General features: G+C 59.3%; 11 protein-coding genes. 6 read left to right on the top strand and 5 right to left on the bottom strand.

Going from position 1 to position 12,052, the window contains the following annotated elements:
• The first annotated feature begins 18 nt into the window (after positions 1-18).
• Together HMPREF2527_RS05580 and HMPREF2527_RS05575 are read left to right on the top strand one after the other, a co-directional pair.
• Positions 19-2,016 carry a PTS sucrose transporter subunit IIABC gene (locus tag HMPREF2527_RS05580; RefSeq protein WP_070506956.1) on the top strand — a complete coding sequence of 666 codons (1,998 nt, stop codon included), beginning with the start codon at positions 19-21 and terminating at the stop codon, positions 2,014-2,016.
• Positions 2,017-2,290: 274 nt separating this feature from the next.
• Complete coding sequence (locus tag HMPREF2527_RS05575; protein WP_070506953.1) at positions 2,291-2,944, top strand: GNAT family N-acetyltransferase; 654 nt, start codon at positions 2,291-2,293, stop codon at positions 2,942-2,944.
• Between the two features lie 116 nt (positions 2,945-3,060).
• Here HMPREF2527_RS05575 and HMPREF2527_RS05570 read toward each other — a convergent pair whose 3' ends face one another.
• The 5 genes from HMPREF2527_RS05570 to moaA all read right to left on the bottom strand — a co-directional run bounded on the left by HMPREF2527_RS05570 (position 3,061) and on the right by moaA (position 7,990).
• Positions 3,061-4,137 (bottom strand): LacI family DNA-binding transcriptional regulator, encoded by a 1,077-nt coding sequence (locus tag HMPREF2527_RS05570; RefSeq protein ID WP_070506951.1) that lies wholly within the window; start codon positions 4,135-4,137, stop codon positions 3,061-3,063.
• Positions 4,138-4,235: 98 nt separating this feature from the next.
• On the bottom strand, positions 4,236-5,549 hold the full coding sequence (locus HMPREF2527_RS05565; RefSeq protein ID WP_070506949.1) for a molybdopterin molybdotransferase MoeA: 1,314 nt from the start codon (positions 5,547-5,549) through the stop codon (positions 4,236-4,238).
• A gap of 141 nt (positions 5,550-5,690) precedes the next feature.
• Positions 5,691-6,395: a molybdenum cofactor guanylyltransferase gene (locus HMPREF2527_RS05560; RefSeq protein WP_049338070.1), complete on the bottom strand. Its 705-nt coding sequence runs from the start codon at positions 6,393-6,395 to the stop codon at positions 5,691-5,693.
• Positions 6,395-6,661 carry a MoaD/ThiS family protein gene (locus HMPREF2527_RS05555; protein WP_049338071.1) on the bottom strand — a complete coding sequence of 89 codons (267 nt, stop codon included), beginning with the start codon at positions 6,659-6,661 and terminating at the stop codon, positions 6,395-6,397. Before HMPREF2527_RS05555 ends, HMPREF2527_RS05560 begins: the two co-directional genes overlap by 1 nt.
• A 117-nt stretch (positions 6,662-6,778) precedes the next feature.
• Positions 6,779-7,990, bottom strand: a complete 1,212-nt coding sequence (gene moaA / locus HMPREF2527_RS05550) for a GTP 3',8-cyclase MoaA (protein WP_070506947.1) — start codon at positions 7,988-7,990, stop codon at positions 6,779-6,781.
• Positions 7,991-8,221: 231 nt separating this feature from the next.
• Between moaA and modA the strand changes: the two genes are divergently transcribed.
• The 4 genes from modA (at position 8,222) to moaC (ending at position 12,051) form a co-directional block, all read left to right on the top strand.
• On the top strand, positions 8,222-9,028 hold the full coding sequence (modA, locus tag HMPREF2527_RS05545; protein WP_070506944.1) for a molybdate ABC transporter substrate-binding protein: 807 nt from the start codon (positions 8,222-8,224) through the stop codon (positions 9,026-9,028).
• A 37-nt stretch (positions 9,029-9,065) separates the two neighbouring features.
• A complete protein-coding gene (locus HMPREF2527_RS05540) occupies positions 9,066-9,938 on the top strand; it encodes an ABC transporter permease (RefSeq protein ID WP_012903025.1) in 873 nt (290 codons plus the stop codon).
• 124 nt (positions 9,939-10,062) lie between these two features.
• Complete coding sequence (locus tag HMPREF2527_RS05535) at positions 10,063-11,442, top strand: molybdopterin molybdotransferase MoeA (RefSeq protein WP_044150194.1); 1,380 nt, start codon at positions 10,063-10,065, stop codon at positions 11,440-11,442.
• 108 nt (positions 11,443-11,550) lie between these two features.
• On the top strand, positions 11,551-12,051 hold the full coding sequence (gene moaC, locus HMPREF2527_RS05530) for a cyclic pyranopterin monophosphate synthase MoaC (RefSeq protein WP_049347299.1): 501 nt from the start codon (positions 11,551-11,553) through the stop codon (positions 12,049-12,051).
• The last annotated feature ends 1 nt before the right edge of the window (position 12,052 follow it).

Genomic DNA, 12,052 nt, shown 5'->3' with positions numbered 1-12,052 from the left:
AAACAAAGGAGAGCGAGCGTGGACCACAAGTCAGTGGCACAGCGCGTGCTGAAGGACGTCGGTGGCGCCGGCAACATCGTTGCAGCCGCACACTGCGCAACCCGCCTTCGCCTCGTCCTGAAGAACCAGGACAAGGTCGACCAGACAGCAATTGACAACGACGAAGACCTCAAGGGCAGCTTCCTCAACGCTGGCCAGTTCCAGATCATCGTCGGCCCCGGCGACGTCAACGAGGTGCATAAGCACCTCATCGCTGCTGGCGCACCCGAGGCATCCAAGGACGAACTCAAGGAAATTGCCTCCAAGCAGGGCAACATTGTCTCCCGCTTCATCAAGACCATTGCTGACATCTTCGTTCCGCTGATTCCGGTGCTGGTCGGTGGCGGTATGCTGATGGCGCTCAATAGCCTCCTGACTTCCAAGGGTATCTTTGGTCCCCAGGCAGTTATTGAACTTTACCCGGAATGGGCTGACTTCGCGGACATCGTCAACCTGCTCTCCGCAGCTCCCTTCGCTTTCCTGCCCGTGCTGGTTGGCTTCTCCGCAACCAAGGTCTTCGGCGGTAATCCTTACCTGGGCATGACCATGGGTGCCGCAATGGTCTCCCCGGCACTGATGAACGGCTACAATGTCGCTGCCTCTCTGGCAGGTGCCGAGGGTAGCGAACCGATGAAGTACTGGAACCTCTTCGGCCTGCAGGTCCAGCAGGCGGGCTACCAGGGTACCGTGCTGCCCATCATGCTGGTTGCCTTCATCCTGTCCCACATTGAGAAGTTCTTCCACAAGGTCCTCAAGGGCACCATCGACTTCATCTTCACCCCGACCCTCACCATCCTTATCACCGGCTTCCTGACCTTCATCTTGGTCGGCCCGCCGATGTTCCAGCTGGGTACCTGGCTGGGTGAAGGTATTAACTGGCTCTACACCGTTGCTGGCCCGCTCGGCGGTCTGATCTTCGGTACTTTCTACGCATTCATCGTGATGACCGGTATGCACCAGGCATTCCCGCCCATCGAGATGAGCCTGTGGGCTACCGGTGGTTCCTTCATCTTTGTTGTCGCGTCGATGTCTAACGTGGCTCAGGGTGCTGCCGCAGCCGGTGTCGCACTGACCACCAAGAACAAGAAGATCAAGGGTATTGCTTCGGCATCTGCACCCTCCGCATTCCTCGGCATTACCGAGCCCGCAATGTTTGGTGTGAACCTGGCTCTGCGCTGGCCCTTCTACATTGCAATCGTCTCCGCGGGTATTGGTTCGATGTTTACTTCTATTCTTGGAATTAAGGCGGGTAAGCTTGGCGCCGCTGGTTACCTTGGCTTCCCCTCGATTGAACCGACTGTTGGCGCTGGTATTCCTGGCTTCTTCGGCTGCCTCATCCTGACCACCGTCATCGCTTTCGTTGCCTCCTTCATCTGGGGTAAGAAGGTTGAGGCTGGCAACACTGAGGCACCCGCTGCACCCGCTGCTGCCGCTCCCGTTGCCACCGTAGCTGCTGCCGCAGCTCCCGCCGCCGCTGTAGCATCTGAGGCTGGCGAGAGCGTCGAGATCGGCTCCCACATGGTCGGTTCCGTGGTTCTGCTGGCTGACGTCAAGGACCCCACCTTCTCCTCCGGCGCACTGGGTGCAGGCACCGCAGTGGAGCCCACCGAAGGTAAGCTCTACGCACCGGCTGACGGCAAGATTACCGTCGCATTCCCCACCGGTCACGCATACGGTCTGCGCACCGAGGATGGCCTGGATCTGCTGATGCACATCGGCATGGACACCGTTGAGCTCGACGGCAAGCACTTCGAGCCCAAGGTTGCTAAGGGCGACACCGTTAAGCGCGGCGACGTCATCGCCGAGTTCGATATTCCCGCCATCAAGGCGGCAGGCTACCCGCTGGCAACCCCCATGGTGATTACCAATGCCAAGAAGGCAGCTGCCTCGGTTGAGGATGTCCAGGCTTCGGGCACATCTGTCACCAGCGCAGATTCACTCCTGAAGGTTGCACTGAAGGCAAAGGCTAACGCATAGTCTGCACTCTTAGTGAGTAGATAACCTCAACGTGATGTACACCCCGTACCGCTCTTCCTAGAGCTGGTGCGGGGTGTTCAAATTTTCCTGCAAAGTAATGCAAAAATAACATGAATAAATATTCGTAAAATTTATGCATATTGGTGCAATATAAGCTGGCACACATTCGATGCATGGCTATGAAAAATGTCTTGATAAGGCAGAATTTATTAGCCAGGAGTGAATAATCCAGCTAATATTTATGTATAGTTTCAAGCTTTTGTAAAGGGTGAATATGACCTCAGCTTCCTATACCGTCCGCACCGCCGAGTCTCATGAATATGCAGATGCGCTCGAGGTGCTGATTGCCGCATTCGACGGAGATCCCGCCATGATGGCAGTCATCGCAGGCGGTAGCCGCCGACAGGAACTTGCCAAGCTCCGCGCAATCATGACCCTGCAGGTCTACGGCAACTTCCAGGGCCGCGGACGTATCGACATCGCTATTGATAACTCCACCGGCAAGATTGTGGGTGTCTGCCTCTGGAACACCCCCGAATCTCACGAAGGTTCCTTTGCTAACGAGCTCAAGCAGTTTGGCGCCTACTACAAGGCTCTCGGTTGCAAGACTCTGCTGAAGGCAATCCTGATGGAGTTGCACCTGCTCAAGTACCGCCCCGCGTACAAGCACTGGTACCTCTTCAACATTGGTGTCCTCGAAGAGTACCGAGGCCGCGGCATCGGCTCGCAGCTACTCGATTACGGTACCGAACGCATCGGCGACTACCCCGCCTACCTCGAAGCATCGACCTACGATAGTGCCCGTCTCTATGAGCGCCGCGGATTCTTCTCCCTCGGCCCGCTCCACGGAATCTTCTCCAAGGCACACGCCGTTGGTATGGTCTACCCCGGCACCGGTCCCACCGAGATTGTGCAGCGCACCTCCTAAACTTCCGGACGCGCACAAAACCGATAAATGTATATGCAAAATCCGCCCCACCGTGAGCACTCGCACGGTGGGGCGGATTTTTATCGTCAGAAGAGGAGCTTCTTATTGGAGCTCGTCTATTGGAGCTCGTCCGGGGCGGAGGTGTCAGGCTGAATCTGATCCAGATTCGGGATAGAACGCACCGTAGCCCCCAGATGGAGCTCAACCGGGAGTACATCCTCGGGCTGGGTAATTGGGGGAGTGGTCTTCTCTGAGGAATCCTCCTGCTGTAGCTCAATGAGCTCCAGCAGACGCTGCGCGGTACGCTCTGCCATGCCCTCAATCGGCTGAACCACGGTCGCCAACTCCGGCATGAGCAGCTGAACGCTCTGCGTGCCATCGTAACCAATCACCTGGAAATCCTCCGGAACACGAATAGCGCGTGCGCGCGCCCAGCCCAGCGCCAACGCGGCGTAATTATCGTTGGAGGCGAAGACCGCATCCACCGGCTCCGGGCTATCGGCGCGTTCGTCGAGGTGGCGGTAGAGCACCTCACGCTTAATGCCCAGGGAGGGGTGGAAGCCCAGCTCCAGGAACTCCGGCATGAGTCCGGCTTCGAGCATTGCCTCACGGTATCCGCGCTGACGCTCATTGTGCTTACCCAGGGTCGACGTCACGTGCACAATATTCTGCGCACCCGTGGCAATCAGATGCTCCGTGGCGGCGCGGGCGCCTCCGTAATTATCGGAGCGGACATTCGGGTAAAAGCCGCTTTCGAGGCGGTCCACGGTCACCAGGGGAGCCTGGGCGTGCGGAATATTGACCAGCGCGTCAGAGTGGGCGCCGCTGATGATGCCGTCCACCTGATTGGAGAAAAGCATCTCCAGGTAGCGCTTCTCTTGTTCGGGGTGGTCATCGCTATTGCAGAGAATGACCCGGTAGCCTGCTTCGGCAAGGTAACTTTCGAGGCGGTACACCATCTCCCCGTAGAAGGGGTTTGCGACCGTGGGGAAGATGAGGCCCACCATCTGCGAGCGCTGGCCCTGCAGGCTGCGGGCGATGGCGTTGGGGCGGTAGCCGAGTTCCCGCATTGCCTCGTGGACCTTGGTGCGGGTGCTTTCGCTCAGGTAGCCGCGGTTGTTGAGCACGCGGGAGACCGTGGTGGGGGAGACTCCCGCCAGGGCTGCAACGTCGCTGAGTTTGGGCTTAGCCACGGGGGCTCCCTTCGGTATGCTAAACGATTGACATATCTCTCTACTATACCCCGACCGCATACCGCATAAACATTTCAACGCCGGAAAATAGCGCCTTACTACAGCACCGGAATAATCGGAACCCGAGCTCCCACCTCATGGGCAGAACCCCGAACCGAAGAATCATCCAACACCGCACAATGAGTAGCCGCTGCCAACGACGACAACATATGCGACGCCGACTTCGGTAGAGGATACGCTACACCATCACGCACCGACACCGGCAACAGACGAACCCCCGCCGGCTTACGCAAAGTATCAACCGGCTCACCCAAAACAGCCGAATCCAGCTCCGGTAGGGGCATATCCCTCATACCAGCCAAAAGCGGCGGCAAATACGAATACAAAGCCGTGTACGCTGCCAAAGGATTACCCGGCAGACCCAACACAAAACGCTCACGACCAGAATTCGGGCCCGTCTCCGGAACCGGCAAACGCGCAGCCAATGCCGGATGCCCCGGACGCACATCCACCGACTCAAACAAATAGGTTGCGCCCATGTCGTTGAGCACCTTACGCACCAAATCAACACCCGAGGTGCTCGACCCGCCCGTAAACACCAGCACACGAGCCGTCGACGTGGACAAGAACGTGCGGAACTCAGACTCAACATCCGCCAAACGAATCGAAGGGCGCGCCTCGCAGCCAGCAGAAATAATCGCATGCTCCATAAAGCCGCCAAACGCATCACGCACCTGACCAGGCGCAGGCACACCAAAGGTAATGACCTCATTACCCGTAAACGCGCAACGTACCGGAATCGGGGCGTACACCGGCAACTCATCAAAACCATTCGTGCCCAAGAACGCCGCCATACGCGCAGAGATACGGTCGCCGTGGCGTGCCAACAGCTCGCCACGCTCTAGCTCAACACCAGCATGGCGAATATCAGCACCCGGCGCCGGAGGCTCAAAACCCTCCGCCATATCCAGGTAATGAATACTGGACTGAGTCTCCAAATGAGCAGCTACACCAGGGCGAGACGAAGCCTCCGCACCCTCATACAGGCGCGAATGCTCCTCGCGCACAATCGCTTCAGCGCCCTCAGGGAGCAAACCACCCGTCAAAATCGGGGTCGCCTCACCCGGAGCAATCGGCACCGTCAGACGGTGAATATTAGCGCGAGAATCCTCCGGATACGCCGGAGTCACCAGACGCCACGGAGGCACACCCGCCACAGCGTAACCGTCCATCGCGGAAGAGCTGTAGTGGGGCACCGGCATCACCGAATAAACATCATCCGCCAAATAGTGGTCAATTGTCGCCAGCAGCGGCAAAGACTCCGTCTTCACATGGTGTGCAATCTCCAGGCCCTGCTCATGCAAAATCTGGCGGGCCTGCTGCCACGAAACAGAAGGAATATGGTGAGACATCGTACCTCGTAAAAGTGTGTGCGGGACGCGCAACAGCGCGCGAGCTCAAAAACGCTACATGTACACGGCATCTAAAGCCAAGACTTATCACCTAGGGTACTCGTAGTCAGGCCCTAATATCACACTGCGGTAGCTCAGCTACTAATAGCTTGACCAAAGCGAAGTCGTATAACCCAGCGCCTGCGCCTGCTCCCACGTATCAACATCGGCGGTATCAGCGGCAGACATCTGAACCGCCACCGGGTTCAAACGGCGCAAAAAAGAACGAACAGAAGCGTTGGTGGTGCCGGCCGAAAAGACCGAACGAATTGCCTCAAAACGGTAAATACCCACCAGCGGCTGATAGATACCCTCAGAAACACCCCAGAAACCTGCAGATGATTCAGCACCCTCAAATGATTCCGAATCAGTAGGGGAGAAGCCCGCCGTGCGCTCAGCACTTTGCGCCGCAGTAATCAGCTGTTGAACCGCCGGGGCAATACGCGGAGTATCCACACCCAAAATCAGGCACCAGTCGGGCACAGGAATCTGCGAGCGCTCGCAATCGGCCGCAATGCACTCCAAACCGGCATGAATCGCCGCGGCAGGACCCGAAAACGGCGGATCCTCACGAGTACGCAACACCCCCGACGGCAAGGGTAGGCTCTCAGGACCCACCACCACGCGCGGGGATGCGGCGGCCACCGCCTCCAGAGCACAATCCAGCAGAGTATTCGTACCATCAGACAGGGACGCCTTCGGCACGTGGTTCAGGCGGCGAGAAGCACCTCCGGCAACAACGACCGCGGCGCACGAAAAATCGCCCCCAGCGGGAAGTACAGAACCGGGCATTTTATCCGCCCGCATTATCCACCCGCAAAGGGAGGCAGAACGTCCACACGGTCGGCATCCTGCAGAGGTGCCTGCGCATCCGAGCGGGCACCATTGACCAGGAACGAGCACTGCTCCATCACCTGCGCAAGAGTCAGACCCGACGGGGTCGTACCCTCCAAGCTCTGACCCAGATGCTCAACGAGCGCGCCAAGAGTTGCCGACGGTAACTCAGCCAAAGGTACCGACAGCTGCGTGGTACCCGCCGCAGAACGTGCGGCAGCGAAAAAATGAACCTGCATCATGCTCCTCAAACCTTGAATAGGGACAGCCGAACGCCAGGGGGGGGCTGGTGCCAGTAAAAGGCCTTGTCCCACGCATATCAGGCTGTACGTTCGGCTAATAAATAGGGTAGCCTCTTAGCCACCAATAGCGCTCATCGAGCGGCTCGCCTTCGCGAACTCCTCAATATCGAAGTCAGCGTCTTCCTTACCGTGGGCGCGCGGCTTAAACCACATGCCCTCACGCCAGCGCAGAGCCAGCTGCTTATCGTCAGCACCGGAACGCAGAAGCTGCATCAAATCAGTCTCGGTGTCGGAGAACAAGCAGGAACGAATCTTACCGTCCGCCGTCAGGCGGGTGCGGGTGCATGCATTGCAGAACGACTCCGTGACCGAGGCGATAATACCCACACGGCCCAGCGACTCGGTACCGTCAGCAGGGAAGCCCGCCTCATCCAGGGCAGTACCGAGCGGGTACACCTCCCACAGCTGAGCGGGGGAGTCGCCGCGCGCCTCCGCCACCGAACCCAGAACATACTCAGCCGACAGTTTCTCGCGAATCTCAGCGGCGGTAATCGTGCCCTCACGGGTCCAACGGTTATCAGCATCCAGCGGCATCTGCTCAATGAAACGCAGCTGATAGCCGCCCGCCAACGCCCAACACAGAAGCTCCGGAGCCTGATCATCATTCAGACCCGGCATCAGCACAGCATTAATCTTGATCGGCCACAGGCCAGCCTCCGCTGCACCATCGATGCCCTTGAGCACGGCGTCGAGCTTATCGCGGCGGGTCAGCTCGGCAAAGGTCTCACGGCAAATCGTATCCAGAGAAACATTGATGCGGGTCAGACCAGCCTCCGCCAGCGCGGCGGCACGCTTCTCCAAACCAATACCGTTCGTCGTAATCGCCAACGGAATGCTCGGATGCGCCTCATGGATGCGAGAAATAATGTCCACCAAGTCGGCGCGCACTAGCGGCTCGCCACCGGTGAAGCGAATCTCTTCCACACCCAGCTCGGTAATCGCAATGTCGGCAAGGCGCGCAATCTCCTCGGCGGAGAGGAGATTCTCCTTTGGGAGCCACTGCAAACCATCCGCCGGCATGCAATAAATGCAACGAAGATTACATTTATCGGTTAGAGAGATACGCAGGTCCGTTGCCGCGCGACCCCAACGGTCCAAGAGCGGACCGCTATTCGTAATATTCGGGAGCTTACGCTGGGTCTTTACGCCACTCTCAGATTTTTTGGGTGTCACAAAAGCAGCTCCGTTATCCTCTGCAGAAGATAAGGTGCTTAACATTGGGCCCGCAATGAGTTCAGAAGAGGCCGAATTCGCCGTGTACGCCATGTAAAACCTATGTGGAAAATTTGCATATTTCAGGTGACAATATGATTATCCCATGTTCTGGGGCACTTACATAGTGTGTACAGGGTAAGTTACAACTGCGCCACCGCAGACTACCGTGACAACGCAACACCACGTGTACAAGCTAGGGACGTACACGGAACGTCACATAAAGCCCGCACATGGACGCACCTCACCTCCAATAGCAGTACGAACCAACCAAGGAAATACCTCATGAAGAGCCCCCTCGCAGCCCTCAGCGCGCTCGCGGCAGCAACCCTCGCCCTCACCGGATGCGGCGCCACTCAGAACTCCTCTTCGTCCACTGCCTCCGCATCGAGTAGACAGGCTGCCTCCGGCAAGGTCGAAGTCTTCGCCGCAGCCTCCCTGAACAACGCCGGCGCAGACCTCGAAAAGGCATACGAAGCCGCCAACCCCGGCGTGGACGTCACCTTCGTCTACGAAGGCTCCGCAAAGCTCGTCAACCAGATTGAGCAGGGCGCAACCCCCGACCTGCTCATCACCGCAGACACCAAGAACATGGACAAGGCAAAGAAACTCGACCAGTTCTCCGGCTCCGAAACCAACGTTCTGGTCACCAATAAGCTCGTGCTCGTCACCGCTGAAGGCAACCCCGGCAAGATCAACAGCCTCGACGACCTCAAGACCACCGACGGCGTCGTCGCAGTCTGCAAAGAAGACGTCCCCTGCGGCACCATCGCCCACCAGGAACTGAAGAAGCACGACATCACCCTCAAGAACGCAACCACCGAAAGCAAGGTCACCGACGTAGCAACCAAGGTCACCACCGGTAACGCCGATGCAGGCTTCATCTACACCACCGACCTCGCCGCAGCCAAGAAGAAGGGCGTCAACCTCGGCTCCGTCGAACTGACCGACGTGGAACGCAACGAATACCCCGCAGCGCTGAGCAAGACCGGCTCCTCCTCCGAAACCGCGAAGAAGTTCAACGAATGGTTGAAGAACTCCGACGAGGCGAAGAAGATCCTCACCGAGTACGGCTTCAACACCGCACAGTAATTCAACACAGTAGGGAACAACCCGCGTCTCACCACCCATGACAGACACTACCGCTACCCGCCGCAACGCCGGAACCTCAAGCACACCCGGAAGCAGACTCTTCGCCTCCGTGCCCGTGCTCTTCCTGGTTCCGGCGTCGCTGGGTATTTTCCTCATTGCCGGACCGCTCCTCGGGCTCTTCCTCAACATCCCCTGGAGCCAGCTCGGCAGTATCTTCACCCCGCAGGTGCTCGGGGCGGCGAACCTCTCCCTCAGCACCGCCGCCGCATCCACCCTCATCTGCGGGCTTCTCGGCGCGCCCCTGGCGCTTGTGCTCTCCAAAGTGCTCAATCGCTCGCGGCTACACCGGTTTGGGTCGGTCCTCTACGCCATCATCTACACCCCGGTGATTCTCTCTCCGGTTGTCTCCGGCCTCGGGCTACTCTTCTTCTGGGGACGCAAAGGCATGATTGGCACCTACCTCTACCAGTCGGGAATCTCTATTCCATTCACCCCCAACGCGGTGATTATCGCCCAGGTATTCGTCGCCCTACCCTTCTTCGTTGCCACTGCGGTCACCACCCTGCAGGCTATTCCCCGCGAATACGAAGAAATTGCCCTCGTCGAAGGCGCTAAACCCGCAGAAATTACTTTCAAAGTGCTGCTACCCCTCGCTGCGCCCGGCCTTGCCACCGCTTTCCTGCTCTCCTTCGCCCGTGCCCTCGGCGAATACGGCGCAACCGTCACCTTCGCCGGCAACGTGCAAGGCAAAACCCAAACCATACCCCTCGCCATCGACCTGGCCATCAACAGCAGCGACATCCCCAGCGCCCTCGGAAGCGCCCTGATTCTCATCAGCCTCTACCTAGGAATCTTCGGGGTCCTCGGCCTGATCCGCGCTCTGAAAAAACTACGCGAAAGCACCCGATAAACCACCCCGTCGCTTGCCCCGCACACCACCGGGAGCATACCGGTCCTTAGGCGAAACTGCATTTACCAGCCCACAAAAACACACCTACACTAGTCATAACCGCCGCCGCACGATTGGAACCGCCATGATTGCCCCCGAATTCAACGGAACCCCCAGCACCGAGGAATACCGCGCCTACCTGGCGCTACTGCTGCGCGAAGTCTTCATCGGCACCGCAGAAACGGTTCCCCTCTACCACGCGGCAGGACGCATCCTCGCCCAAGACGTCACCGCACGCATGGACGTACCCAGCTTCGACAACTCCCAAATGGACGGCTACGCCCTCACCGCCGAAGCCGCAGAACGCGAAGACCGCATCTTCACCGTCGGACGCGAAATCCCCGCTGGCCGCCCCCTCCAACGTTCCCGCTCCTCTGACGACCTGACCTACCCCATCATGACCGGCGCGCCCATGCCTAAGGGCTACGACGCCGTCATCCCCGTCGAACAGTCTGAACGCATCGAATATCCCGACCTACCCGAGTCCTTCGGCCGCCCCAGCGAAAAGGTCAAACTCGCCCCCGGCAAGCCCGGACAATTCGTGCGCCGCCGCGGCGAAGACGTCGTCACCGGCCAGGTCCTCGCACGCGCCGGTGAACGCATCACCCCCGCCATGCTTGGTGCGCTCGCATCCCAGGGCTACGCACGCCTGACCGTTGCGGCTGGTCCTCGCGTGCTCGTGTGCACCGGCGGCGACGAGATCCTCTCCGGCGTTGAAGAAGATGGAAGCGCCACCACTCAGGAACTTGGCCAGGGCCAGATTTTTGACGCCAACGGACCCATGCTCACCGCCATGCTCCGCGAAGACGGAGCGGAGGTGCGCCGCATCGCTATCGGTGACGACCCGGTAGAGCTGGTGCACCGCCTCGTAGCAGAGTACGAGAGCTTCAAACCGGACATCATCATCACCTCGGGTGGTATTAGCCACGGCAAATACGAGGTGGTCCGTAACGCCATCGCCAAGGCACACGAAGCCGATATTCTGGTGCCCGTCTCCTGGTTTGGCCACGTCAGCCAGCAGCCCGGCGGCCCCCAGGGCGTGAACCTGCTCGACTTCAAGGGCCACCGCGTGCCCATGATCTCCTTCCCCGGAAACCCAGTGAGCACGCTCATCTCGTACGCGCTGATTCTGCGCCCCTACCTGCGTGCTGGCGGTCCCTACGGTGTGCCCTACGCGGTCGCCTCCGAACAAGCGACCTTGAATAACGCACCGCGAGGCGTGCTCGTCACCGAAACCCCGCTCACCGCACCGGCGGCCAAACGCCAGTTCCTGCGCGGCACCCTCGCCATGGTCGAGGTGGAACCCGGAACCTACCGGGTGGAGCTCTACCCGGACGTCCTCTCAGGCTCGCACCTGCTGCACCGCGCCGCCCAGGCGGACGTGCTCATCGAGCTGGCGCCCGGAACCACCTACACCGGGGGAGAGGCAGTGCCCTACCACCGCATTCGCCTCACCGATAACTAAGCGAAACACACCCGCGTTGTTCCTTGCGTGAACGACAAGGAATAATTGAGACTCATACTAAGTAACGATTCGCGGCAGAAGAATACCGCGCTGAAGCCAGGAGAAACGATGACCTCTACCTCGCAGCCCAACCAGGAACTGACCCACGTGCGCGCCGACGGCTCGGCGCACATGGTGGACGTTACGGAGAAGTCGGTCACCACCCGCACCGCTCTGGCTGAGGCGACCGTGCGCACCCGCGAAGATGTTATCGCCATGATTTTTGACGCTGACCTGCCCAAGGGTGACGCGCTTCCGGTTGCACGTGTTGCCGGCATCATGGGCGCTAAGCGCACCCCGGAAATCATTCCCCTCTGTCACCCGCTGCCCCTGGGCAAAATCACGGTGGACTTTGAGCGCGGCACTGATTTCGTGCGTATTGAGGCGTCCGTGAAGACCCGCGGCGTCACCGGCGTAGAGATGGAGGCGCTCACCGCCGTCTCCTCGGCAGCGCTGACCGTTTTCGACATGATCAAGGCAGTCGATAAGCACGCCGTCATCACCGATATCCGTGTTCTGGAGAAGAGCGGCGGCAAGTCCGGCGACTGGTCCGTCCGCGAGGGCTCCTAAG

Origin of the sequence: Rothia sp. HMSC071B01, from assembly GCF_001808945.1 — a bacterium.
Taxonomy (GTDB): Bacteria; Actinomycetota; Actinomycetes; order Actinomycetales; family Micrococcaceae; genus Rothia.
This window is presented reverse-complemented; position numbering and strand designations above follow the sequence as displayed.

What these genes read in the sequence shown, in the direction of transcription:
- HMPREF2527_RS05540 (WP_012903025.1), top strand. Translation starts at nt 9,066, where the DNA reads ATGACAGACACTACCGCTACCCGCCGCAACGCCGGAACCTCAAGCACA.
- HMPREF2527_RS05555 (WP_049338071.1), bottom strand. Translation starts at nt 6,661, where the DNA reads ATGCAGGTTCATTTTTTCGCTGCCGCACGTTCTGCGGCGGGTACCACG.
- moaA (WP_070506947.1), bottom strand. Translation starts at nt 7,990, where the DNA reads ATGGCGTACACGGCGAATTCGGCCTCTTCTGAACTCATTGCGGGCCCA.
- moaC (WP_049347299.1), top strand. Translation starts at nt 11,551, where the DNA reads ATGACCTCTACCTCGCAGCCCAACCAGGAACTGACCCACGTGCGCGCC.
- HMPREF2527_RS05535 (WP_044150194.1), top strand. Translation starts at nt 10,063, where the DNA reads ATGATTGCCCCCGAATTCAACGGAACCCCCAGCACCGAGGAATACCGC.
- modA (WP_070506944.1), top strand. Translation starts at nt 8,222, where the DNA reads ATGAAGAGCCCCCTCGCAGCCCTCAGCGCGCTCGCGGCAGCAACCCTC.
- HMPREF2527_RS05565 (WP_070506949.1), bottom strand. Translation starts at nt 5,549, where the DNA reads ATGTCTCACCATATTCCTTCTGTTTCGTGGCAGCAGGCCCGCCAGATT.
- HMPREF2527_RS05575 (WP_070506953.1), top strand. Translation starts at nt 2,291, where the DNA reads ATGACCTCAGCTTCCTATACCGTCCGCACCGCCGAGTCTCATGAATAT.
- HMPREF2527_RS05560 (WP_049338070.1), bottom strand. Translation starts at nt 6,395, where the DNA reads ATGCGGGCGGATAAAATGCCCGGTTCTGTACTTCCCGCTGGGGGCGAT.